Source organism: Rathayibacter iranicus NCPPB 2253 = VKM Ac-1602 (assembly GCF_003149025.1).
Taxonomy (GTDB): Bacteria; Actinomycetota; Actinomycetes; order Actinomycetales; family Microbacteriaceae; genus Rathayibacter; species Rathayibacter iranicus.
This window is the reverse complement of record NZ_QGDV01000014.1, coordinates 20,115-43,614: the sequence shown is the minus strand read 5'-3', so window position 1 is coordinate 43,614 and position 23,500 is coordinate 20,115. Positions and strand designations below refer to the sequence as shown.

Genomic DNA, 23,500 nt, shown 5'->3' with positions numbered 1-23,500 from the left:
TGGCAGGCAACCTCGTCCGGCCCTGGGGATCTCGCGACATTTCGCGAGACGGCTGGTAGGGGTTAGGCGTTCGCGCGGGAGGTTTCGACGAACGTATGTGCGGCGCGGAGGGCCTGGTCGAGGTCGGCACGCAGGTCGTCGATGTTCTCGAGGCCGACCGACAGGCGCACCAGACCGGGGGTGACGCCGGCGGTCAGCTGCTGCTCGGGCGAGAGCTGCGAGTGCGTGGTCGACGCGGGGTGGATGACCAGCGAGCGCACGTCTCCGATGTTCGCGAGATGGGAGAACAGCGTGAGCGAGTCGACGAAGGCGCGCCCGGCATCCACTCCGCCCGTGAGTTCGAACGAGAGGACCGCGCCAACCCCCTTCGGGGCGTAATGGTTCGCCGCCGCGTACCAGGGCGAGGTCGGTAGGCCGGAATAGTTGACCGACGCGATGTCGGAGTGGTTCTCGAGATACTCCGCGATCTCCTGCGCGTTCTGCACGTGGCGCTCGATCCGCAGTGAGAGGGTCTCGATGCCCTGGATGAGCTGCCAGGCGCTCGCCGGAGCGATGGAGGCGCCAAGATCACGCAGCAGTTGCACGCGGGCCTTGACGATGTAGGCGAGGGAGTCGCCGACCGCTGCGGTGTAAACAGCGCCGTGGTAGGACTCATCCGGGGTCGTCAGGCCGGGGAAGCGCTCGGCGTTCTCGCTCCACGAGAAGCGGCCACCGTCGATGATCGCGCCGCCGATGACGGTCCCGTGCCCGCCGAGGAACTTGGTCGCGGAGTGCACGATGATGTCGGCACCGTGCTCGAACGGGCGAATCAGATACGGCGTCGCGATGGTGTTGTCGACGATCAGGGGCACGCCCGCGTCGTGCGCCACGTCGGCGACGGTGCGGATGTCGAGAATGTTGATCTTGGGGTTGCCGATGGTCTCGGCGAAGAACAGCTTCGTGTTCGGGCGGACCGCGCGGCGCCACTCCTCCCGGTCGTCCTGGTCCTCGACGAAGGTCGTCTCGATGCCCAGCTTCGCGAGGGTGTACTTGAAGAGGTTGTAGGTGCCGCCGTAGATCGAAGAGGAAGAGACGATATGGTCGCCGGCCTGCGCGAGGTTGAGCACAGCCGCCGTCTCAGCAGCCTGTCCCGAGGCAAGCAGTAGGGCGCCGGAGCCGCCCTCAAGAGCAGCGAGGCGCTCCTCCACGACCGCGTGAGTCGGGTTCTGGATGCGGGTGTAGATGTTGCCGAACTCGGCCAGCGCGAACAGGTTCTGCGCGTGTTCTGCACTGTCGAAGACGTAGGAGGTGGTCTGGTAGATCGGTGTCGCGCGGGCCCTGGTCACCGGGTCCGGTGCGGCTCCCGAGTGGATCTGCTTGGTCTCGAACTGCCACTTCTCGGAGTCGGTCATGATTCTTCCCATCGGATCATCGGGGTCGAGGACGGGGCCTTTCTCCGTCGCGATGAGCGTACGCGCGCCCCTGCACGGCGGCCAGGGTCCCCGAAACACGGGGTAATGCCGGTCAGCGTCGCTCGGGCTGCCGGTCGCGCTTTGCTCCGGTGGGGTCGGCGCGGTCCGGTCGCGGCGGTCGCGCGTCGGCGTTTGGGGCGAACAGCCAGGCTGCGCGGGGCTCGACCAGCCGGTGGAAGACGGTGCGCGTCCAGCCCAGCGAGAGGGCGATTGAGACGGCGATACAGAACAGGATCATCAGCACCAGCGCGAGCGTGCTCTCCGTCCGGGACAGGAGCCCCGACTCCCGCAGCGGATAGAGGACGAAGCTGTGCAAGAGGTAGACGTACATCGTCGACTGGCCCCACGCAGTGAGCGGCGTACGTCGGCGCGGAACGAGGGCGAACAGCGCCAGCGAGAGGACCACGGCGGCCACCATCAGCGCCAGGCGCACCAGGCCGGCCCACCACTGCGTCTCGCCGAGAGCGTCGTAGGGGCGGTCGTAAAAGAACCAGAACCGCAGGTCGACCGCGCGGAACGCCTCAATGTTGACCGTCATCACGACCGTCGCCACCGCGAAGAGGAGGACCGCGGCGACCCGGGCTCCCAGTACTCGCGCGGACGGTTGTGCCAGCCACCACTCGACGACGGAGCGGCCGCCCGGTGCGAATCCGCGCAGCCGCCAGCCGAAGACGAAGAACGGCAGGATCCCGATCGCGCGCGCGAGAGAGAAGGTCGAGTCGATGTTGTCGTAGTAGCTGACCCCGACCGCGAGCATCACGCTGATCAGCAGCGGCCAGCGCAGCAGCGTCAGATAGGGGAGGACCAGGCGGAAGATGCCCAGAGCGAGCAGGAACCACAGCGTCCAGCTCGGCGTGGTCGGGTTGAACTCCTGCTTGCCCTCGACCAGGAACTGTACGAGCGTCCAGATCGTCTCCATGATCAGGTAGGGCAGCAGGATGTCCGTGAGAACCCGGCGCATCGCCCGTGCACTCGGCGCCCCACTCTTGGAGAAGTAGCCCGAGATGATCGCGAACGCCGGCATGTGGAAGGCGTAGATCGTCAAGTAGACGATGAGCGAGGTGTCCGAATGGGCCGTCAGCCGCTGGATCCCGTGGCCGATCACGACGAGAGTCACGCAGAGAAAGCGCGCGTTGTCCCAGAGGGGCACGCGGCGCTGGGGAGCAACGGCTGTCCCGGCGGTCGCGGGGGCCGGGTCGGCGGGCGGCACGCGGCCAGACTAGCGTTGGGCTGCGACGACGGGGTCGAGGGTGTCCAAGGCTTGACGGAAGGGAACGGGCGTGGGTCGACGCGTTGTGGTGACAGGAGCGAGTTCGGGGATCGGAGCGGCGACGGTCCGCTTGTTCCGAGAGCACGGCTGGGAGGTCGTCGCTGTCGCGCGCCGGCGCGACCGTCTGGAGGCGCTCGCCGCCGAGACGGGCGCCGAGTTCTTCGTCGCCGACCTCACCGACGCCGCCCAGGTCGACGCGATGCGCGACCATCTCGCCGCGTCAGGGCCTGTGCACGCCCTGGTGAACAACGCGGGCGCCGCGCTCGGACTCGATCCGATCGAGACGTCGGACCCCGAGGACTGGCGCCGCATGTTCGAGATCAACGTGCTCGCGGTCAAGCTGGTGATCAGCGCGCTGCTCCCGCTGCTGCGTGCGGGGATCGAGGGGAGCGGCTCCTCCGCCGACATCGTGACCGTCACCTCGATCGCCGGGCACACCTCCTACGAGGGCGGAGGCGGCTACAACGCCTCCAAGTTCGCCGCGCACGCGCTCGTCGGCGTGCTACGGCTGGAGCTGGCCGGGGAGCCGATCCGCGTGATCGAGATCGCTCCCGGGATGGTCGCCACCGATGAGTTCGCGCTGCTGCGCTTCCGCGGCGACCGCGAACTCGCCGACGCCGTCTACGCGGGTGTCACCGATCCCCTCGTCGCCGAGGACGTCGCCGCCGCGATCGTCTCCGCCGTCGAGTTGCCCGCCCACGTCAACCTCGACCTGGTGACCATCAAGCCGGTCGCTCAGGCGGCCGCGCACAAGGTGGCGCGGGCGCCTCTGGCACCGCGCGCCTGAGCGATGTGACGCGAAGGCCCGCGACGGCCTAGCCTGTCCCTCATGGTTTCCGACGCCGACGACTCCGCCGCCCTCCTCGCCGCCGCGGAGAAGGAGGTGCTCGGCTGGCTCGAATTCGGTGATGCAGCACGCCACTTGGCCGACGACGTCGTGGCGTCCGGCTACCGCCCGGAGCTGGTCGTCGCCATCGCCCGCGGCGGACTCTTGCTCGCGGGCGCCGTGGCCTATGCGCTCGGCATTAAGAGCTGCGGGGCCCTGAACGTCGAGTTCTACACCGGCGTCGAGGCGCGTCTGGCGGAGCCCGTCGTGCTGCCGACGCTGCTTGACGAGGCGTCGGTCCGCGGCAAGCGCATCCTCCTGGTCGACGACGTCTCCGACTCCGGCCACACCCTCGCCCTCTCGGTGACGCTACTTCGCGCGATGGGCGCCGAGGTGCGCACCGTCACCCTCTATACGAAGCCGCGGACGGTTCTCGAGCCTGACTTCTTTTGGCGCCGCACTCCGCGCTGGATCGTCTTCCCCTGGTCGGCTCTGCCCCCGGTGGACGGAGCCCTTGCCGAGGACGACCGATGAGCGTCCACCTGATCGGCGGCGGAGGCGGCGCCGAGCACGACCAGCAGTTGTACGGAGCCTTCCTGGCGGAGGCGCGTGCTCGTGCGGTCAACGCCGGCCGCATCGAGGGCCCCCGCATCGCGATCGTCGTCGTGCACGACGGCCTCGGCCTCGAGGCGTACTCCACCTATTCTGCGCTGCTCGCCTCGGTCGGGGCGCTGGAGCCGTGTGCCGTCATGAAGCCGGAGGGCGGGCGAATCGATCCCTCGGTGTTCGACGGCGTCGACGGGATCTTCGTCGGTGGCGGTCTCACTCCTGCCTATCGCGACGCCCTCGAAGCCTGCTTCCCCCGCTTGCGCGACCTCGTTTCCTCCGGCGTTCCCTACGCGGGCTACTCCGCAGGAGCGGCTGTCGCGGCAGACCGGGCGATCGTCGGCGGCCATCGCATCGGCGGCGTCGATGTCGCTCCGGAGGCGGTGGCTGAGGAACTGGACGAGGTGACAGTGCGTGAGGGTATCGGCCTGGTCGACGTCTCGATCGATGTGCACGCTGCCCAATGGGGCACGCTCGGGCGTCTCGTGGCTGCCGTCGAGGCCGGACTGGTCGACGGCGGAGTCGCGCTTGACGAGTCGACCGTGCTCATCGTCGGGACAGGCGCCCTCCGCGTCGGCGGCGCCGGGTCGGCCTGGCGCGTGAGCGGGAGCGACGCGGGAGTGGTCGTCGCCACTCTCGCGGCGAGCTGACCCGTGGACCTCACGCAACTCGCCGCCGCCGGCTTCATTGATGAGGGCTGGGCGCGCGCACTCGCTCCCGTCGGCCCCGACATCGCGGCGATGGGTGACTTTCTTCGCGGCGAGGTGGCGGAAGGGCGACGGTACCTCCCCGCGGGGCGCGACGTCCTTCGCGCTTTCGCCACTCCGCTCGAGGACGTGCGCGTGCTCATCGTCGGGCAGGATCCGTACCCGACGCCCGGGCACCCCATCGGCCTCTCGTTCGCCGTCGAGCGACATGTGCGCCCGCTGCCCCGGAGTCTGCAGAACATCTACCGTGAACTTCGCGATGATCTCGGTGTCCCCGCTCCCGAGCACGGCGATCTCAGCGGCTGGACGACGAGCGGAGTCATGCTGCTTAACCGCGTCCTGACAGTAGCGCCCGGTGCTCCGGCGTCTCATCGGGGCAAAGGCTGGGAGAAAGTCACCGAGCATGCGATTCGCACCCTTGCTGCACGGGAGAGCCCTCTGGTCGCAGTCCTCTGGGGCCGAGACGCTGCGTCGCTGCGTCCTTTGCTCGGCGGCGCAGGAGTAGTCGAAAGCGCGCACCCGAGCCCCCTGTCGGCGTCGCGCGGTTTCTTCGGCTCTCGCCCGTTTAGCCGCGCGAACGAGCTGCTGATCGAGCGCGGGGCGGAGCCGGTCGACTGGAGTGCACTCGCATGAGCGGGGCAATGTCCGGGCGGTTACGCTGGCTCGGATTGACGGGCGGAGTCGACAGGGAGACACATGCTTGAGGAAGAGTACGAGAAGCGGCGCGTGCTGCCGCCGCACCTGCGGAAGGCCCTGCCGCCGGAACCAGACTTCTCATTCGAGATCCGCGAGGCCCGCGAAATCGACCTGCCGGACATCCGTGAGATTTATAACCACTATGTGCGCAACACCGTCGTCACCTTCGACGAGGACGACTCGACGCTGAGGGAGTGGCGTACCAAGTTCGCTCGCAGCAACAAGCTCGGGCACCCCTTTATCGTCGCCGTGTCGCCCTCCGGCCAGATCCTCGGCTACGCGATGGTATCGCCGTGGTCGTCTAAGCGCGCTTATCGGTTCACGGTCGAGAACTCGATCTATCTGCGTGCGGCGGCGACGGGCAAGGGGCTCGGCAAGGTGCTCATGACCGAGCTGCTGGAGCGTGCACAAGCCGTCGGCATCCGGCAGGTCATGGCCGTCATCGCCGATAGGGGCGCGGAGGCCTCGCTCGCGATGCACGCGCAGTTCGGCTTCGTCGAGGTTGGCCGCATGGGTCGCGTGGGCTTCAAGTTCGAGCGCTGGCTCAGCACGGTCCTGCTGCAAAAGACTCTCAAGTAACGCCTCGCCTTCCTCGACCGCGCTCTCGCCCTGCTTCACGAGTAGCTCGCATCGGGACTCGCCTCACCTTCTCGCCGCGCTGCCGCCTCCTGCGAATGCGCCTCATCGAGAGCGTCGAGAAGTATCCTCTCCTTACACTGGATGCCATGGAATGGCTTGTCCCGCTCATCGTCGTCGTGGTGCTCGTCGTGCTCTTCGGGGTCTACCTCTGGGCGACGTACAACTCTCTCGTGACGCTCAACGTCCGCGTCGACGAGGCGTGGAGCGACATCACCGTTCAACTCAAGCGGCGGGCCGACCTGATCCCCAACGTGATCGACTCGGTGAAGGGCTACGCCTCGCACGAGCGGCAGGTGTTCGAGTCCGTCACGCAGGCACGCGCCGAGACCCTTCAGGCACAGGGCCCCGCCGAGGCCTCGGTCGCCGAGGACCACATGCAGAAGGCGCTCAAGTCGATCTTCGCCGTGGCGGAGGCGTATCCCCAGCTTCAGGCGAGCCAGAACTTCCTTCAGTTGCAGGGTGAGCTGGTCGACACGGAGGACAAGATCCAGGCTGCCCGGCGCTTCTACAATGGCGGCGTTCGCGAGATGAACACCAAGGTGAAGGTCTTCCCGAACACGCTGTTCTCGCGTCGACTCGGCTTCTCCGAGCGTGAGTTCTTCGAGGTCGGCGATCTCGCCGCAATCTCGGAACCTCCCCGCGTGCAGTTCTAGGCGGCCCCCGTGTACAGCGCGATTGCTCGCAACAAGCGCAACACGGTGCTCATCGTCGTGCTCTTCCTAGCGATCATCGGTGGGCTCGGTGCTCTGGCGGCCACCGTGTACCGCAGCACGACCATCGTCGTTGTGGTTCTCGTCGCGGCCGCCGCCTATGCTTTCTTCCAGTACTTTTTCGCTGCGCGTCAGGCCGTCGCTTTGAGTGGCGGCGTCATGGTCGAGAAGTCTGACGAGCCTCGGTTATATCGCATCGTCGAAAACCTCTCGATCGCCACCGGAACGCCGATGCCGAAGGTCTACATCATTGATGATCCGGCACCCAACGCCTTCGCGACCGGCCGTGACCCGGAACACGCAGTCGTCGCTGCGACGACCGGGCTCCTCGCGATCATGGACGACGCAGAGCTGGAAGGCGTGATGGCTCACGAACTCGGACACGTCCGCAACTACGACATCCGCGTCTCGATGGTTGTCTTCGGTCTGGTCGTCGCGGTGGGTTTCCTCTCTGACGCTTTCTTGCGGCTAGCGTTTTTCGGAGGTCGTGGCAATAACGGCGGAGGCGGCAACCCTGCCTTGCTCATCGTCGGCCTGGTCGCGATGCTGATCGCTCCGGTCGTGGCGACCGTCGTGCAGCTCTCGATCTCGCGCCAGCGCGAATACTTAGCCGACGCGACGAGCGCTCTGACCACCCGTCACCCTGATGCGCTGGCCCGCGCCCTGCTGAAACTCGAGGCTACGGGCCGGCCGATGCTCCGCCAGAACAGCTCGATGGCGCACCTGTGGATCGCGGATCCGTCCAGGCCGGGCATTGTGGCCCGCATGTTTGCGACCCACCCGCCGATCGCAGATCGTGTGTCCCGCCTGAGCGAGATGAGCTCGCGCTTCTAGCTGCGCTGCGTCGACGGTGGGTGCATGGCCGATGTCGTCGCGTCGGATGAAAGGTTGCTTGCCGAGCGCCGGGCGACCGGATTCTCCTCCGGCCCGTTATGGTCGGGGTTTGGACATTTCGGACCGTCGTGGGTCGTTGCGGTCGATGGTTCCTTCGTCGCCGGGGAGCACGGCGCCTGCTGCCCGCTTTGCGTCGTCGTTGTCGCGGATGCTCGTCACGTCGCCCGGTTGGCAGTAGGACGTCGCTCCAACCATGTAGGAGTCGTTCGGCCCGTCGGTGGCGAAGCTGGCTCGGTGGACGGGTCCGCCGTCGGCGTAGACGGTGGGGTACCGTGCGTCGGTGCTGAGGATGGTGACGGTCATGCCGAGGCTTCGCCAGTAGTCGGCGACGACGTCTGCGGAATGCTCGCGGATCGCTGCTCGTGTGGGGTCGGTGCGTTCGTCCGGTCCGCGGGGTGCGAGGAGGTCGAAGTCGTACCGGGCACCGCGATCGCGGTTCGCCTGCGTGCAGTCGTAGGGGGAGGCGGATCCGTTTCTGGGCCACCAGCCGTCGATGTCGAGCTGTTGTGCCGTGTCGCGGACGAACTGGACCAGGGCGATGCGATTCTCCTGAGGTGTCAGGGTCGGCCTTTCTTCTTCTGCCTGAGGGGGAAATCGTGTGATTAGTGCGATGGCGAGGGTGATCAGAACGACTGTAATGAGAGGCATGTCACGGCGCACGAGTGAAATCTTCCGTGACAGCATCCCGGTTTTTCGATAGCGCCGGCGTGGTCTGAGCGGATATCAGCGAGAGCGCGCGGGCTTGTCGGAAGACTGCGCTGAACGAGGATCACGGGACGGGGGTGTTCTTGTCCGCCCGGCGGGGGTCGTCCCACTTGAGGGCGCCCTCGTCTCCCGGGAGGCTGATTCCTTTGTCGCGCTGTGCCGCGTCCGCCGCGAATAAATCCGTGACGTCGCCGCGTGAGCATTGTGCTTGCGCGCTCATCTAATAGGCGTGCTCGGCCGCTCCGGTGTCGAAGGAGGCGCTGCGTATTGGTCCGCCGGTAGCGTACACGGTGGGGAAGCGTGTCGGGGTGGCGGCGATGCGGGTGGTCATGCCGAGTTCTGTCCAGTAGTCGGCGACAATCTGCGCGTCACGTTCACGTTGTTCGGCGCGGAGTTCCTCGTTTTCGCCCTGTCGTTCGCGCGGTGCCCAGAGGTCGAAGTCGTAACTCGCACCCCGGGTCTCGTCCGGGAGGGTGCAGGTGCTCGGAGCGGCAGCACCGCTGCGGGGCCACCATCCGCGGACGTCGAGCTTCTGACTGGTGCTGACGATGATGTCGACGATGGTGGCGCGGCCTTCTTGCGGGTTCATCGGGTTCTCCTCGGTAGGTGGGCGGGAGCTGACGGTGGTGATGACCGCGCCTGCGAGCAGGACGGCGGTGATCACCAGGAGCGGCACGAGCGACAGCTCCCGGCGCTCGGTCTTCGTGTCGGCGGAGGGTGCGCTGCTGATGTCGTCGCGTCGGATGAAGGGCTGCGGGCAGAGCATGGGGCGACCGGATTCTCCGCAGGCTCGCTATGGTCGAGGTTTGGACATTTCGGACCATCGTGGGTCGTTGCGGTCGATGGTTCCTTCGTCGCCGGGCAGCACGACGCCTGCTGCCCGCTTTGCGTCGTCGTCGTCCAAAAGCTCATCGGCGTTGCCTGGGACGCATATGGAGGTTGCTCCGATGAAGTAAGAGTCGTCCGGTCCGTCGGTGGCGAAGCTGGCTCGGTGGACGGGTCCGCCGTCGGCGTAGACGGTGGGGTACCGTGCGTCGGTGCTGAGGATGGTGACGGTCATGCCGAGGCTTCGCCAGTAGTCGGCGACGACGTCTGCGGAATGCTCGCGGATCGCTGCTCGTGTGGGGTCGGTGCGTTCGTCCGGTCCGCGGGGTGCGAGGAGGTCGAAATCGTAGACAGCACCTGGGTCGCCGTTCGCGAAGGTGCAGTCGGAGGGGCTCGCCGGTCCGTTTCTGGGCCACCAGCCGTCGATGTCGAGCTGCTGTGTGCTGTCCCGGACGAACGAGACGAGGGCGATGCGAGTCTGCTGCGGTGTCATGATCAGCCGTTCTTCTTGTGCACGAAGGGGGAATCGTGTGATTAGTGCGATCGCGAGGATGGCGAGGGTGATCAGGACGACAGTGATAAGGGACGCGTCACGGCGCATGGGTAAAATCTTCCGTGACAGCGTGCTGGTGGTTAGTAAATCCAAGTGGGCGATTCTCTGTGATGAGGTCATCACGCCTCGTGACGGCCCGCGCGGCGTTCCAGACCGCCTCACTGCCCTTATCGAAGTACCCGACACGAGGCCCGCTGTCGCTCATCAGGGCGGCATGGTCTGTCACGACCCGGCCAGCGTCTCCTCCAGTCTCGACACCGAACGGATGGCCGCCGAAGCTGAGCTTCATCGGATTTACCTGATGTTCGGAGAGGAGCGAGCGTCCCATCCACGCTGCTTCATCGCCACTCTCTTGCTCCCACAGCAACCGGGGGCGGGCTTGACCGGAATAGACCGCATTCGCGTGCAAGTCGGACGCCTCGTCTGCTTGGGGTGGCAGACCTGCGGAACCGAGAGTGACGAAAGCATCCACGTGGACGTCGTTCTCGAGCATCGCGAAGGCGGCGGTCGTACTGCCGTAGGAGTGCGCGATGATGTCGGGCACGACGGGATCGTCATGGCGGACCGCGGCGAGGCCGCGGAGGGAGTTTGCGAGAGCGGCGCCACCGATCTCGGCGTGGTGATTGTCGAGCACAGCGGGATCCGGGTCGGTGACGTCCGGTACTGGCGGAGTCTCGTATCCGATCCACGCGACGATAGCGCTCTGCTCGTCGAGGAGATCGGCGATGTTCTGGGAGGCCTTGCACCACGACCTCATGTCGTTCGTCGTGGTTCCCATCCCGGGTACCGCGTAGACGACAGTCGTCGCCGTATCCAGGTCACCGATGCTCACCGCTGCGAGCGGCGGCTCATCGTCCGTCAAGGAGCACAGATAACGGGTGGCCGAGAGTGGTTCCCGGTTAAGGCTCTTTCGGATGTTCAGGAGCGGCCGCAGGCGTTCGTTCGCCCTGGTGACCGCGGTGGTGGCCGCTGCGATCTCGAGCGTCGATGCCCCCGGCCGGTCTCGCACCTCCTCGGCTCGGAGCAGCGCTGCGTCACGCTCGGCGGTAAGGGCGTCGATCCGGGCGGTCAGTGCGGCGCGGTTCGCGCGGTCGCGGGCGCCGTACGGAATGCCTTCGAGGGTGCCGAATAGCGACGGGCAGGCATCGAGGAGCACGGTTTGCCGCGGCGAGAGCGTTCCGGGCTCGCCGTCGAGCGTGTGCCACCAACTGTTCACGCCCGCGGCGTCGAGAGCGAGCAGTTCCTTTTGCAGCTCGGGTCGGGCTGCCCAGAGGGTACTCACGTCGTGAGGGTCGAGGGTCGCGAGGGTCGAGAGCAGGAGCGGATCGGAGAGGTGGAGCGAGGGAGCGCAGGCCACTTGCACGGCAGCCGAGGAGAGGCTTCCGCCACCCGCGGCCTCGAACGCGGCGGCGACTCGGTCCATCCAGTCGGCGTCGGCGTCGTTCTCGGCGATCAGTTCGCGCAGACCGTTGAACGCTGTGACTCTGCCCACCGGCGCCCACGAGCACTGTTCCTGGAAGCGCCGCCACACCACCTGTACTTCGTCGAGGAGTTCGAGGAGTCGCACGCCGCTCGACCGCGTCCGTTGAGCAAAGGAGCGCAGCCGTTCGGGATCAGCGGAGGTGCGATCGCCCGACCGACCCCCGGAGCGCTCGCGGGACCGCGCGGAGAACGCCGCTGTGAGCGGCCGCAGCGCCTCGACCGACTCGTGTGGCTCGCGCGGCGGTCCCCAGGCGCGTTCCGCCGCGGGCATGTCTTCTGCGTGCTCGTGCCACTGCGCGCATTGCGCCTCCCAGAGCGCGATTGCCGCCTGTCGCTGCCGCTCGCGCTCGGCCGCGGCGCGCATCCTTTCGATCTGCCGGGCGAGACTGTCGAGACGGCGCGCGAGAATCGTGCGGTCGAGCGCCTCCGCGGCGACGGCTGCTTCAAACAGGACGCGGTGCCCCCCTGCGAAGTCGTGTAGCGCATCGCCGACAGCCTCGAGACGCGCGCGGGACTGCGCATAAAGGAGTTCGTCGAGCGTGCGGGCTCCGGTAGCCAGTCTCCTGGCCACGTCGTCGTCGAACGCGATCATCCCCGTTGTCCTTCCCGCCCCCGCGGAGCCTCGCCAGTACGCGAGATCACCTCACGCTAGCCGGTCGAGAAAGGAGTGCAGGAGAAGTGGCGCGGAACGTCAGCGGACGGGAAAGTCACGCGGCAGGAGGGGCGAGGGGACCGCCGTCGAGCGTCGCCAGGTACTCGGCGAACACCGGAGCGGGATCGGCGCCGGTCACCGCCGCATCGACGAGCGCACGGCGCACCAGGGCCAGCACGACCGTGGCGAGTACGGCCGCGCGGGGCAGGGAGGCAGACGCCAGCCCCATCCGCTCGGCAAGGAACGGAGTCAGCGCTTCCTCGCCATCGTGCAGGGACTGTGCCCACACCGAGCGCATCGCCCGCGTCTCGGTGAGCAGCGGAATCAGGCGGAGGGTGCGGTCGAGCTGCGGTCCGGACGCGGCAACGGCGAAGGCTTCGGCCAGTGCGGTGTTGAGCGATTCGGCTGCGGGACGCCCGAGCAGGGCGCGCCCCATCGCGGCGATGGCGGCGGCGAGGACCGGTCGGACGCAGTCCTCCTTACCACCGAGGTAGCGGTGGAAGGTCCGCAGCGAGATGCCCGCCGCGTGCGCCAGCTCTTTCGTACCAACACCCGAGACTGTGCCTCGTTCGAGCAGCAGCGTGACGCATTTCTCGGAGAGCGCGAGCGCGAGCATCCCCTCGCCAGGGGTAGTGCGGCTCACAGGAGGACTCCGCGAGCGGCGAGTGCGGTAGCGAGTGCGGCAGCGAGGGTGCCTCGCCCGACTACCTCGACGGCCTCGAGACCCTGCCAGATCGCGGCCTCGACGAGCAGCACGGCGAGACGCTCGGCAGTCTCGGCGGGTGCTCCCGGCTCCACCCAGGCAGCCTGCACGAGCAGAACGCGACGGCCACGGTCGCTCTTGAGGTCGACCCGCGCGGCGATCACGTCGTCGAGCAAGACCGGGAGGACGTAGTACCCGTGCACCCGCTGCGCGGCCGGCGTGTAGATCTCGATCCGATAGTGGAAGTCGAAGAACAGTTCGGCTCGTGGGCGATGCCAGACGACCGGATCGAACGGCGAGAGCAACGCGTCGATCCGGAGTGCGCGCGGACGGCGGGCCTCGATGTGCCGCCACAGCTGGATCGGTCGTCCTCCTCGCTCCCAACCGCGTACCTCGACGCGCTCTAGTTCGCCGGCTTCGACCAGCTCATCGACCGCCACGCGGGTCGGCGCCTGCAGCAGCCGGTGGTAGTCGGCAAGGTCGCCGATCGTACCGATTCCGTGCGCCTGAGCGGCCCGCCGCACCAGCTCACGGACGGCGTCGGCGACCGGCAGCTCGGTCTCGAGCACCTCGCGAGAGAGCAGCTGTTCGGCCAGTCCGTACGAGCGCTCAAAGCGCGTGCGCCCCGCGGTCACGACCTCACCCCAGCGGAACAGCACCTCCAAGCCGCGCTTGATGTCAGACCATCCCCACCAGGGGCCGGTGCGGACATTCGATTCGTGCTCGATGTCGGAGGCGCGGAGCGGCCCATCGGCCAACGCAGCACGCAACCAGTCGAGCGTTGCGCGGTTGTCCGCGGCCCAGCCCTCATGCTCAGGGAGTCGCTTCCGGCGGTAGTGCTCCATGCGCCAGCGGTAGAGGGGGATGTCGTCACGGCGAATAAGGGTGGCCTCGTGCGCCCAGTACTCGAGATAGGGACCGTCGGGTGTGAACGCGAGAGTGTCAAGGAGTGAGCGGTCGTAAGGTCCCAGGCGGGCGAGGAGCGGCAGGTAGTGACTCCGCTCGAAGACGTTCACCGAGTCGAGCTGGAGCGGGCGGATACGGTCAACAATTGCCTGCACCTGGCGGGCACCCACCCGCGCTGACCGGGGCGCACCGAGGCCCTGCGCGGCGAGGGCGATGCGGCGCGCGAGCGCGGGGGAGAGCTGCTCGGTCATGGTCCGCCCACGCTAGCGAACGCTTCCGACAGTCGCTGGGCGGATGCGCCGCTTAACGAGGCATTGCAGGGCGCAGCCTCTGAGGACTCCCGTGGATACCGCCCGCGGAATGCGCCGGGGCCTAGTCTGAGCAGATGAGATTCGGCAGGTCCCGCCGCACCTCCCGCCCGCGCGCCGTCGACCGTGCTGCGTCCGCTCCTGCTCACCCGACCTCGCCTGCTCCAGTCCTCGTGAGCGACTCCGCCTTCGTCTCTGACGGCGTGCGAATTGCCGGGGCATGGGCCTGGCGGATCCTTGTGCTCGTCGCGGCCTTGGCCGTGCTCGCCCTGCTGGTGATCGAGCTGCGGCTGATCGTGATCCCGTTGCTCGTGGCAATCGTCATCGCGGCGCTGCTCGTGCCGTTCGCGAGCTTCCTGCAGCGCCACCGCTGGCCGAAATGGCTTGCCGTGGTCGTCTCGGAACTCGGAATCGTCCTCGTCATCGGCGGGCTCCTCTTCCTGGTCGTCACTCAGGTGTACGCGGGATTCGATGACCTCAGCCGGCAGACCGTCCAGTCCTACGACGCCCTGAAGTCGTGGCTCTTGCAGTCGCCGCTGCACCTGTCTGAAAGCGACCTGAACCAGTATGGGCAGCAGGCGCTGATGGCGCTTCAGCAAGACTCAGGGATGCTCGTCAACGGAGCGCTCAGTGTGGGCTCGACCGTCGGGCACGTGCTGGCCGGCGTTCTGCTCACACTGTTCTCGACCCTGTTCATCCTGATCGACGGCCCCGCCATCTGGGCCTGGGTGGTGCGCCTGTTCCCGCACCGCGCGCGCGGAGCCGTCGACGGCGCGGGGCGCGCAGGCTGGGTGACTCTCACCAACTTCGTCAAGGTGCAGATCTTGGTCGCGTTCGTCGATGCGGTCGGCATCGGACTCGGCTCCTTCTTCCTCGGCGTCCCCCTCGCCATCCCGATCGGCGTGCTCGTCTTTCTCGGTTCGTTCGTTCCGGTCATCGGTGCCGTCGCGACGGGCGCGCTCGCCGTCTTCGTCGCGCTCATCTATAACGGACCATGGATCGCTTTGATCCTGCTGATCGTCGTGCTCGGCGTGCAGCAGCTCGAGGGCCACATTCTCCAGCCGCTCATCATGGGCTCCGCGGTGAAGGTGCATCCGCTCGCCGTCGTCCTCGCGGTCGCCGGCGGCTCGATCGTCGCGGGTATCGCCGGCGCCTTCTTCGCGGTGCCGTTCGTCGCCACCCTCAACGTCATGGTCAATTATGTTGCGAGCGGAGCCTGGCGCCCGCCCGCCCCTACCCCTGAGAAAGTTGCCGCAGAGCATGCAGACTAGCCGCGTCGTCGGACCCTCGCTCCACGAGTTCGAGGCGGCCCGCGCCGTCATCGCGCCGGTGATCACCGACACCCCTATGCAGACGAGTACCTTCTTGGCGCAGGTGCTCGGCTCGCCCGTCTTCCTCAAGTGCGAGAACCTCCAGCGCACTGGCTCCTACAAGATTCGCGGAGCAGTATTCCGGCTCTCTCGCCTGTCTGCGGAGGAGCGTGTCCGCGGAGTCGTCGCTGCGTCGGCCGGCAACCACGCCCAGGGCGTGGCCTTCGCGGCGCGGGAACTCGGCATCGCAGCCACCATCTTCATGCCCATCGGAGTTGCCCTGCCCAAGCTTGCGGCGACCCGCGACTACGGGGCCGACGTGGTGCTGAGCGGCCACATCTTTAACGAGGCACTGGCAGCCGCCGCCGAGTTCGCCGAGCGCACCGGCGCGGTGTTCGTGCCTCCGTACGATCACCCCGACGTCATTACCGGTCAGGGCACCCTCGGGCTCGAGATCCTCGAGCAGGCGCCCGGAGTCGAGACCATCGTGGTTCCAATTGGCGGCGGTGGTCTTATCGCCGGAGTCGCATCGGCGGCTAAGCAGATGGCAGCCCGCGAGGGGCGTACTCTCCGCGTGATCGGCGTCCAGGCGGCGAACGCGGCTCCGTACCCGCTCTCACTCGCGAGCGGTGAGCCGACCGCGATCACAATCACGCCGACCATCGCCGATGGTATCGCTGTGGCCAAGCCCGGGCAGCTCAACTTCGCTATGATCCGCGATCTCGTCGACGAGGTCGTCACGGTCGAGGACGACGACATCGCCCGTGCGCTGCTGGTGCTGCTGGAGCGGGCGAAGCTCGTGGTGGAGCCGGCCGGGGCGGCAGGAATCGCCGCGATCCTCACTGGGAAGATTCGCGATGCCGGGCCGACCGCTGTCATCCTCTCGGGCGGCAACATCGACCCGCTGATGATGGAGCGCGTGATCAGCCGCGGGCTCGCCGCCTCGGAGCGCTACCTCAAGATGAGCATCGGCCTGCCGGACCGCCCCGGCCAGCTGGCGCGCATCGCTGACCTCATCGCGGAGGCGAACGCGAACGTGGTCGAGGTGCTGCACACACGCCATGGGCATGGCCTGCAGATTAGCGAGGTCGAGATCGAGATCAGCGTCGAGACCCGTGGCCCCGAGCACGCGGACCTGGTCCTACAGACCCTCACCGACGCGGGCTACGCCCCCCGCGTCTCCCGCAGCTGAGCCACCCGGCCAACACTTCCGCGAGATGCCTCTTGGTACGCGACACGCCGAAGGAGGCGTTCGCAAGTGGCATCTCGCGGGCTGTGATCAGTGGCCGGACCAGGTCTCGACGTTGGTGACCGTGACCTGGATCTCTCGACCGTTCGGGGCAGTGAACTGGGTCGCATCGCCGACGTTGAGGCCCATGATCGCGGAGCCGAGTGGGCTTTGGGGGCTGTACACGTCCAGGTCGCTCTCGCCAGCCATCTCGCGGTTACCGAGGAGGAAGCGCGACTCGTCGCCGGCGATCTCGGCAGTGATGATCGTGCCGGCCTCGACGACTCCGTGGCTCTCGGGCGGGGTGCCGATCTCGGCCTCGCGCAGCAGCGAGGTCAGCTGGCGGATGCGCGCCTCGATCTTGCCCTGCTCGTCCTTCGCCGCGTGGTAGCCGCCGTTCTCTTTCAGGTCGCCCTCCTCGCGAGCAACCTCGATGCGCTTGGCAATTTCCTCGCGTCCGGCGGTGGAGAGCTCGGTGAGCTCCGCCTCGAGGCGGTCGTACGACTCCTGGGTCATCCAGGTCACCTGTGACTGCTCGACCATGGTGGGCTCCTCACGTGAGTGCCGCGCTCGCGGCGCCCCGATCTGCGGATCGTCCGCGTCGGACGGTCGGAACGGCCGGCGTCCGGCGGCGGTGGAAATGACGAGGCCCCGACGAGTCCGTCAGGGCACCCGGCAACCCTACGGGAGCCAACAGGAGGAGATCAAACCTGTGTTCGCCAGCTCCGTGGTGCGCACGGTCTCGGTGAAGGAGCGGAAGCGCTCGGTCGACGCTGGATACTCCACCACTAACCAGCCGACGACCGCCGACTGCTCGTTCAGGGCCTGCACGGCGCAGGCTACGTCGCTACCAGGAGCCGCGGTGAGGTCGAAGGAGACGCTGACGGTTCGGTCGTCGACGACGCGGTGGGCGGTGTCTTGCACGTCGACCCCACTCCGAGCGCCATCGAGGCCGGCCCAGATCACCCACGCGCCGAAGACGGCGACGAAGGCGAGCGCAACACCGCCGAACAGCCAGCGGTTGCCGCGGCGGGTCCGGCTTGTGCGGCCGTACCGAGTGGCGAGTGGGCCCGCAGAACGCACCGCGTCGGGATCGAGCGCAGGGTCGCGCTCGACGCTCTCGGACATGCGGGCGGCCACGGATCTCCCTCGGTGATGCGTCTACTCTGGACGGGTAGCGCGAATCCTTTCAGGACGCGCAAATTCCATTAAACCCCGAGGAATCGAGCCATCGTGTCCCAGGTCGTCGAGGTCTCCGTCGATTCGGAGGTGCGGGACGTCCCACGCCTCCTCGCCGTGCATGCCCATCCCGACGACGAATCGAGCAAGGGCGCCGCGACGCTCGCCGCCTACGCCGCGCGCGGAGCCGAGGTGATGGTGGTCTCGTGTACCGGAGGCGAGGCCGGTTCCATCTTGAACGAGGGCCTCGAGCCGCGCGCTCACGCCGAGCGCGACATCGGCGGACTCCGCCGCCACGAGATGGCCGCCGCTCGTGAAGCACTGGGCGTCCAACACACCTGGCTTGGCTTCGTCGACTCGGGGATGCCCGAGGACGGCGTTGTCGACCCCTCCTCCTTCGCCGGCGTTCCGCTCCAGACCGCCGCCGCACCGCTCGTGCGCCTCGTCCGCCGGTTCCGCCCGCACGTCATCATCAGTTACGACGAGAAGGGCGGATATCCGCATCCGGACCACATCCGCGCCCACCAGGTCGCGGTCGAGGCATTCCGCGCTGCGGGAGTCGTCGATGAGTACCGCGGACTCGGCGCGCCGTGGAGTGTGTCGAAGTTGTACTACGACCGCGTCTACAGCCTGCAGAAGCTGCTGGCTATCGCCGAGCATCTCCGCTCGCTTGACCCGGAGGATCCCCGCCTCGAGGTCTTCGAGGAGATAGCGCACTGGAACGAGGACTCGCCGTTCCTTGTTACGACGCGCATTGTCATCTCAGGTTTCCACGACCGCCGAGACGCCGCGCTACTCGCGCACGCCAGCCAGGTCGCTCCCGATAACGCCTTCTTCTTCCTGCCGCACGACGTAATCGACGCCGCCTGGCCGACAGACGACTTCCAGCTGGTCGAGAGCCGCGTGTCGGCTCCGACGCCCGAGACCGACCTGTTCGCGGGCATCGACCTTGCCGAGCTGGCACCGGGGCCGACGGCCGTCGTGCCGCCGATCCCGCCGGATCCGGAGCCGACCGACTCCGTCCCGGTGATTCCCGAGCCTGCCGGTTCCGGGGTCGCCATTGCGGGAACGCCCGTCGCAGTCAATGAAAGCCGGGCCGCCATATGATCGCCACCGTCCTCGAGGAAGGCCGAACAGCGCTTGTCCTCGCCGCCAGCTCCAGCCCAGTACCCACCCCGGGCCCCGAGTTCAACGAGGACACGGTCACGCCGGGCCTGTTCGGCTTCGTGACCATGCTCGTGATCGCCCTCGCGGCGGTGCTGCTCGCGCTTGACATGGTGCGCCGGGTCCGCCGCACCACCTACACCGCGCAGGTGAAGGAGCGACTCGACGCCGAGGAGGCGGAGCGCCGCGAGCGCTGAGCCCGGCTACGCGTTATAGGCGGGATGGATCGAGACGATCAGCGCCGCCGTCCAGTGGCAGAGGAACGCCACCGCGGTGAGCGCGTGGAAGATCTCGTGGAAGCCGAACACTCCGGGCACGGGATTCGGCTTCTTCATGCCGTAGATCACGGCGCCCACCGAGTAGCAGAGGCCGCCAACGAGGACCAGCACCATCATCGCCGCGCTCACCTCGAAGAGTGGCCCGAGATACATCACCGCGGCCCAGCCGAGCAGCAGGTAGAGCGGCACGTACAACCACCGCGGAGCCGAGATCCAGAAGACGCGGAAGCCGATGCCGAGTAGCGCGCCCGACCAGACCAGGACCAGCAGGAGCGAGCCCTGCGCGGGCGGCAGGGCGAGGACGGCGAGTGGCGTGTAGGTGCCAGCAATCAACAGGAAGATGTTGGCGTGGTCGATCCGCTTGAGGATCATTTTCGTGCGCGGTGACCAATCAAACCGGTGGTAGAGGGCGGAGGTGCCGAAGAGGAGGAGCGACGTGGTCGCGAACACAGCGGCGGCCCACTTCGCCGCCGCGCCGTCGGCAACCGCGATCAGGACTACTCCGGCGATGATCGCGAGGGGAAACAGGCCCGCGTGGATCCAGCCGCGCCAGGTGGGGCGCAGTTCGGCGGCCGCGCTGAGGTCGATGGCGTCGTCAACGAGCGGAAGGGCCGGGAGGTCCGCGCCCTCGGCATCGTTTCGGGTCACGGCAGTCTCGCCGACGCGGCGCTCGGAGGGGTCGGGCAGAGGAGGCATCGGCCGCTGACTCATGCGCGATAGCTTACGACGCGCTCCGTGGGCGACACCGGGAGGCGATGGGCTTCGACGACCGCTCGCGTCGACTACCGTGTCACTGTGCCAAAGCCGAGACTGCCGATGGGAAGGGACCTCCTCTACGGCGTCTATAAAAAGCGGCTCCGTGCCAGTCTCCCGGCCGATTCCCTGCCGAACCATGTCGCGATGATCATCGACGGAAACCGACGCTGGGCGCGGCAACGAGCGCTCGAGACGGCCGCGCACGGCCACCGCGCCGGTGCCGCGAAGGTGCACGAGTTCCTCCAGTGGTGCGACGAGCTGGGTGTCCGACATGTCACCCTCTACCTGCTCTCGCAAGACAACCTCGTCGGGCGTGAAAGCAGCGAGCTGACGGAGCTGATCGCGATCATCGCCGACCTCGCCGAGGAGGTGTCGCAGCAGCCTGACTGGCGCGTGCAACACGTCGGTTCCGACGAGGGGCTGCCGGAATCGCTGGTGCTGGCGCTCGACACGGCGGAGGAGCGCACCGCCACTCACACAGGCCTGCACGTGAACCTCGCCGTCGGCTATGGCGGTCGGCACGAGATCGCCCAGGCCGTGCGGAGCATCCTCGACGACCACGGCAAGCGCGGCTCCTCGATCGAGGACGTCGCCGGCCTGCTCACGCCCGAGCTGATCGGCGAGCACCTCTACACCAGCGGGCAGCCGGACCCGGACCTCGTCATTCGCACGTCGGGGGAGCAGCGACTCTCGGACTTCATGCTCTGGCAGAGCGCGCACAGCGAGTTCTACTTCATGGAGGCGCTGGGCCCGGATATCCGCGAGGTCGACTTCCTCCGTGCACTGCGCGACTACGCCGGGCGCCACCGTCGCTTCGGCAGTTGAGGGCGCGGCTCCTATCGCACCACCTGCATCACGCTCTGGTGGCCGACCACCGGCTCGGAGCGGGAGCGCTCTGGGAGGATGACGGGGACGATGACAGCAAGGGGAGAGTGTGGGGAACGTCTACATTTATGCCGACGAGACGGGGAATCTCGATTATGGGACAAAACCTGGCGCGTCGCCGTACTTCGGGTTTGGGACCGCCGTTTTCCGCTCCGAGCACCCCGAGGCACTATGGGGTGGTCTCTCACTTCGTGCTTCCCTTGCCGCAGGGCAGAACGGGCGGCCAGGCGTCGCGCTGCCGAAGGGTTTCCACGCAGTCCAGGACACATGGGCGACGAAAACGGCGATGTTCACGGCTATCAAGGAGCAGCAGCCGCGTTTCGACAGCACATTTCTGATGAAGGCCAACGCTTATGAGCGGGTACGCACGCTCGGCGAGATGCACCTGTGCAAGATGGCTTGGTTCCTTCACTTTAGGCATCTCGCTCGGCAGGTCTCGAAGAGTGGAGACACCCTTGTCGTTGTGGTTGCCACGCTTGGTACCAAGGCCCGGCAGCGCGAGGCCGACGCTGCCTTGCGCGACGTCTGCTCGCAGGTCGACCGCCAGTTCGTGCTGTGCGTCTGGGATGCGAGCACATCCTGGGGGCTGCAGGTAGCCGATTATGGCTTGTGGGCTACGCAGCGGAGCGTCGAAGGCCGCTCGGGTACCTGGTACCAGGACTTCATCGAGCCATCCTGCTCACCGCCATTCTTCCCGTGGGGAAAGGCGACGAAATAAGGCGGCCAGCTATCCCTTTCGGGAAGACGTCCCCTGGATGTCTTTTCACTGACCTGAACTTCAGTGTACGGGTCAGCTACCCCTGATGTGAACCCCACGTAGGCCGCTGTCTGACTGTGTCGCGAGCGAAGCCCTTCTGGCTTCTGGGCACGCCTCGGTCGGCTCCTCGCTCGACACAAGAACATGCACTGGCGCACGAGCGTCCGGCGCCACTCGTTGGCCGCGAGAGCCTCGTTCGTGTACTGTGCGCTCGGATTGTGCCGACCAGCAGAGGCTGCTCGTCTCCAAGCGGGTCAGCGCCGTCGTGGACGTCGCCGATGAGTTCGGCTTGGCGGTCCTCGGCTCCCGTGACTGAGCACGAGCGCACGCCGCGCGTTCACGTGTTGGTTACACATTCGTAGCGGTGCGGAAGCACACGAATGTCATTCGCCGGGTTAGGTTCGAGTCATCAGGTACAGCGCCTGGTCGAGACGGCCACAGAAGTACGGCTCGATATCGCGCAGACACCGAAGGGACACTGCGCGGTGCACAGGTTGCACCGACGAGGCCGATTCGAGGACATGAGTCGGGGGTCCAGGCCCCCGAAGTGTGGAGAGTCGTCGTGACAGTTTCCCAGGGCATGAATCCGCAGACCGGCGCGCAGGGCGGCCTCCACCGCCGCGCGCAGCACGGCTCCGCGGAATCGACCGATCAGCTTCAGCGCACCTATGTCCTCGACACCTCGGTGCTGCTCTCGGATCCGTCCTCGATGTTCCGCTTCGCCGAGCACGCCGTCGTGCTTCCGATCGTGGTGATTAGCGAACTCGAGGGCAAGCGCAACGATCCCGAGATTGGGTACTTCGCCCGTCAGGCTCTGCGCAACCTGGACGAGCTGCGAGTGCAGCACGAGCGGCTCGACTTCCCGATCGCGGTCGGCAGGGGCGGCACCCTCCGGGTCGAGCTGAACCACTCGAATATGTCGGTGCTCCCCAGTGGTCTCCAGCTCGGCGACAACGACGCCCGAATTCTGGCCGTCGCGCTCAACTTGCAGAGCGAGGGGGCGTCGGTCACCGTCGTGTCGAAGGACATGCCGATGCGGGTCAAGGCCGCCTCGATCGGGCTCGCCGCCGAGGAGTACCTGGCCGAGCTGGCCCCCGAGTCGGGCTGGACGGGCATGGACGCGGTGACTCTCAGCGGCGACGCGATGAGCGAACTCTATGATCGCGAGCGGCTCTTCACCGATGTCGTGGCCGACATTCCCGTCAACACCGGGCTGGTCGTCCACTCCGACCGCGGCTCTGCGCTCGCGCGGGTGACCGGAAAGCGCCAGATCACGCTGGTGCGCGGCGATAAGGACGTCTTCGGCCTGCACGGCAGGTCGGCGGAGCAGCGCCTCGCCATCGATCTGCTCCTCGATCAGGAAGTGGGCATCGTTTCGCTCGGCGGTCGGGCCGGCACCGGGAAGTCGGCTCTCGCCCTGTGCGCCGGGCTGGAGGCGGTGCTCGAGAAGCGCCAGCACAAGAAGATCATGGTCTTCCGTCCGCTCTACGCCGTCGGCGGCCAGGATCTCGGCTTTTTACCGGGGGACGCCGCGGAGAAGATGAACCCGTGGGCGCAGGCCGTCTTCGACACGCTCGGCGCGCTGGTCTCGCAGAACGTGCTCGATGAGGTGATCGCACGGGGGATGCTCGAGGTCTTGCCACTCACGCACATCCGCGGTCGCTCACTGCACGACGCCTTCGTGATCGTCGATGAGGCGCAGTCGCTCGAGCGCAACGTCCTGCTCACTGTGCTCTCGCGCGTCGGCCAGAATTCTCGGGTGGTGCTGACGCACGACGTGGCGCAGCGTGACAACTTGCGCGTCGGCCGGTACGACGGTGTCGCCTCCGTGATCGAGACGTTGAAGGGGCACCCGCTGTTTGCACACGTCACCCTGACGCGCTCGGAGCGCTCGGCGATTGCGGCGCTCGTGACCGAGATGCTGGAGTCGAACGAGCTGGCGTGAGCCCGCCTCCGACTCGTCGAAATGGCGTCCGGCTCGCAGAATCCGTCACGTGCTGCGAGCCGGAC

25 protein-coding genes are annotated in these 23,500 nt (G+C 67.2%); 14 read left to right on the top strand and 11 right to left on the bottom strand.

Going from position 1 to position 23,500, the window contains the following annotated elements; translation table 11 throughout:
• Nucleotides 1-62: 62 nt before the first annotated feature.
• Nucleotides 63-1,391, bottom strand: a complete 1,329-nt coding sequence (locus tag B0H03_RS12985) for a bifunctional o-acetylhomoserine/o-acetylserine sulfhydrylase (protein WP_104264244.1) — start codon at nucleotides 1,389-1,391, stop codon at nucleotides 63-65.
• Nucleotides 1,392-1,503: 112 nt separating this feature from the next.
• Nucleotides 1,504-2,661, bottom strand: a complete 1,158-nt coding sequence (locus B0H03_RS12980; protein WP_241560421.1) for an acyltransferase family protein — start codon at nucleotides 2,659-2,661, stop codon at nucleotides 1,504-1,506.
• Nucleotides 2,662-2,731: 70 nt separating this feature from the next.
• Here B0H03_RS12980 and B0H03_RS12975 point away from each other — a divergent pair, with 70 nt between their 5' ends.
• From B0H03_RS12975 to B0H03_RS12945, 7 genes are all read left to right on the top strand, one after another.
• Nucleotides 2,732-3,508 (top strand): SDR family oxidoreductase, encoded by a 777-nt coding sequence (locus B0H03_RS12975; protein ID WP_241560420.1) that lies wholly within the window; start codon nucleotides 2,732-2,734, stop codon nucleotides 3,506-3,508.
• A 42-nt stretch (nucleotides 3,509-3,550) separates the two neighbouring features.
• A complete protein-coding gene (locus B0H03_RS12970; RefSeq protein WP_104354325.1) occupies nucleotides 3,551-4,081 on the top strand; it encodes a phosphoribosyltransferase in 531 nt (176 codons plus the stop codon).
• Nucleotides 4,078-4,803 (top strand): Type 1 glutamine amidotransferase-like domain-containing protein, encoded by a 726-nt coding sequence (locus B0H03_RS12965; RefSeq protein ID WP_104354324.1) that lies wholly within the window; start codon nucleotides 4,078-4,080, stop codon nucleotides 4,801-4,803. Before B0H03_RS12970 ends, B0H03_RS12965 begins: the two co-directional genes overlap by 4 nt.
• 3 nt (nucleotides 4,804-4,806) lie before the next feature.
• Nucleotides 4,807-5,493, top strand: coding sequence for a uracil-DNA glycosylase (locus B0H03_RS12960; RefSeq protein WP_104354323.1), 687 nt, complete (start codon nucleotides 4,807-4,809; stop codon nucleotides 5,491-5,493).
• Nucleotides 5,494-5,556: 63 nt separating this feature from the next.
• On the top strand, nucleotides 5,557-6,135 hold the full coding sequence (locus tag B0H03_RS12955) for a GNAT family N-acetyltransferase (RefSeq protein WP_104354322.1): 579 nt from the start codon (nucleotides 5,557-5,559) through the stop codon (nucleotides 6,133-6,135).
• Nucleotides 6,136-6,281: 146 nt separating this feature from the next.
• Nucleotides 6,282-6,848, top strand: coding sequence for a LemA family protein (locus B0H03_RS12950; RefSeq protein ID WP_104264249.1), 567 nt, complete (start codon nucleotides 6,282-6,284; stop codon nucleotides 6,846-6,848).
• Nucleotides 6,849-6,857: 9 nt separating this feature from the next.
• Entirely contained in the window at nucleotides 6,858-7,739 is an 882-nt protein-coding gene (locus B0H03_RS12945) for a M48 family metallopeptidase (protein ID WP_104264250.1), read from the top strand.
• Between the two features lie 96 nt (nucleotides 7,740-7,835).
• Here the strand turns inward: B0H03_RS12945 and B0H03_RS12940 are convergent, their stop codons facing one another.
• From B0H03_RS12940 to B0H03_RS12915, 6 genes are all read right to left on the bottom strand, one after another.
• Nucleotides 7,836-8,447 carry a hypothetical protein gene (locus B0H03_RS12940; RefSeq protein ID WP_127843940.1) on the bottom strand — a complete coding sequence of 204 codons (612 nt, stop codon included), beginning with the start codon at nucleotides 8,445-8,447 and terminating at the stop codon, nucleotides 7,836-7,838.
• Between the two features lie 277 nt (nucleotides 8,448-8,724).
• A complete protein-coding gene (locus B0H03_RS12935; protein WP_104354320.1) occupies nucleotides 8,725-9,270 on the bottom strand; it encodes a hypothetical protein in 546 nt (181 codons plus the stop codon).
• A 27-nt stretch (nucleotides 9,271-9,297) separates the two neighbouring features.
• Nucleotides 9,298-9,930 (bottom strand): hypothetical protein, encoded by a 633-nt coding sequence (locus B0H03_RS12930; RefSeq protein ID WP_104354319.1) that lies wholly within the window; start codon nucleotides 9,928-9,930, stop codon nucleotides 9,298-9,300.
• A complete protein-coding gene (locus B0H03_RS12925; RefSeq protein WP_104354318.1) occupies nucleotides 9,920-11,956 on the bottom strand; it encodes an alpha/beta hydrolase in 2,037 nt (678 codons plus the stop codon). Before B0H03_RS12925 ends, B0H03_RS12930 begins: the two co-directional genes overlap by 11 nt.
• Nucleotides 11,957-12,071: 115 nt before the next feature.
• A complete protein-coding gene (locus B0H03_RS12920) occupies nucleotides 12,072-12,659 on the bottom strand; it encodes a TetR/AcrR family transcriptional regulator (protein WP_127843939.1) in 588 nt (195 codons plus the stop codon).
• Nucleotides 12,656-13,876: a winged helix-turn-helix domain-containing protein gene (locus B0H03_RS12915; protein ID WP_104354317.1), complete on the bottom strand. Its 1,221-nt coding sequence runs from the start codon at nucleotides 13,874-13,876 to the stop codon at nucleotides 12,656-12,658. Before B0H03_RS12915 ends, B0H03_RS12920 begins: the two co-directional genes overlap by 4 nt.
• A gap of 134 nt (nucleotides 13,877-14,010) precedes the next feature.
• Between B0H03_RS12915 and B0H03_RS12910 the strand changes: the two genes are divergently transcribed.
• Together B0H03_RS12910 and ilvA are read left to right on the top strand one after the other, a co-directional pair.
• The gene (locus tag B0H03_RS12910) at nucleotides 14,011-15,204 is read left to right on the top strand and encodes an AI-2E family transporter (protein WP_104354316.1); all 1,194 of its coding nucleotides are present in this window, start codon (nucleotides 14,011-14,013) and stop codon (nucleotides 15,202-15,204) included.
• On the top strand, nucleotides 15,194-16,435 hold the full coding sequence (ilvA, locus tag B0H03_RS12905) for a threonine ammonia-lyase (protein ID WP_104264258.1): 1,242 nt from the start codon (nucleotides 15,194-15,196) through the stop codon (nucleotides 16,433-16,435). The genes B0H03_RS12910 and ilvA overlap by 11 nt, the downstream gene beginning before the upstream one ends.
• A gap of 87 nt (nucleotides 16,436-16,522) precedes the next feature.
• Here the strand turns inward: ilvA and greA are convergent, their stop codons facing one another.
• Entirely contained in the window at nucleotides 16,523-17,014 is a 492-nt protein-coding gene (gene greA / locus B0H03_RS12900; protein WP_104354315.1) for a transcription elongation factor GreA, read from the bottom strand.
• A 138-nt stretch (nucleotides 17,015-17,152) separates the two neighbouring features.
• Nucleotides 17,153-17,611 (bottom strand): DUF4307 domain-containing protein, encoded by a 459-nt coding sequence (locus B0H03_RS12895; protein ID WP_241560419.1) that lies wholly within the window; start codon nucleotides 17,609-17,611, stop codon nucleotides 17,153-17,155.
• 93 nt (nucleotides 17,612-17,704) lie between these two features.
• Here B0H03_RS12895 and mca point away from each other — a divergent pair, with 93 nt between their 5' ends.
• A complete protein-coding gene (gene mca, locus B0H03_RS12890; protein WP_241560418.1) occupies nucleotides 17,705-18,757 on the top strand; it encodes a mycothiol conjugate amidase Mca in 1,053 nt (350 codons plus the stop codon).
• Nucleotides 18,754-19,011: a hypothetical protein gene (locus B0H03_RS12885; RefSeq protein WP_104264260.1), complete on the top strand. Its 258-nt coding sequence runs from the start codon at nucleotides 18,754-18,756 to the stop codon at nucleotides 19,009-19,011. Before mca ends, B0H03_RS12885 begins: the two co-directional genes overlap by 4 nt.
• A gap of 6 nt (nucleotides 19,012-19,017) precedes the next feature.
• On the opposite strand, the gene trhA is transcribed toward B0H03_RS12885, so the two are convergent.
• Nucleotides 19,018-19,740 carry a PAQR family membrane homeostasis protein TrhA gene (gene trhA, locus B0H03_RS12880; RefSeq protein ID WP_241560502.1) on the bottom strand — a complete coding sequence of 241 codons (723 nt, stop codon included), beginning with the start codon at nucleotides 19,738-19,740 and terminating at the stop codon, nucleotides 19,018-19,020.
• Between the two features lie 168 nt (nucleotides 19,741-19,908).
• Here trhA and B0H03_RS12875 point away from each other — a divergent pair, with 168 nt between their 5' ends.
• The 3 genes from B0H03_RS12875 to B0H03_RS12865 all read left to right on the top strand — a co-directional run bounded on the left by B0H03_RS12875 (nucleotide 19,909) and on the right by B0H03_RS12865 (nucleotide 23,435).
• Nucleotides 19,909-20,673, top strand: coding sequence for an isoprenyl transferase (locus tag B0H03_RS12875; RefSeq protein WP_104264262.1), 765 nt, complete (start codon nucleotides 19,909-19,911; stop codon nucleotides 20,671-20,673).
• 109 nt (nucleotides 20,674-20,782) lie between these two features.
• A complete protein-coding gene (locus tag B0H03_RS12870) occupies nucleotides 20,783-21,451 on the top strand; it encodes a DUF3800 domain-containing protein (RefSeq protein ID WP_104354314.1) in 669 nt (222 codons plus the stop codon).
• A gap of 619 nt (nucleotides 21,452-22,070) precedes the next feature.
• Complete coding sequence (locus tag B0H03_RS12865; protein ID WP_104264263.1) at nucleotides 22,071-23,435, top strand: PhoH family protein; 1,365 nt, start codon at nucleotides 22,071-22,073, stop codon at nucleotides 23,433-23,435.
• The last annotated feature ends 65 nt before the right edge of the window (nucleotides 23,436-23,500 follow it).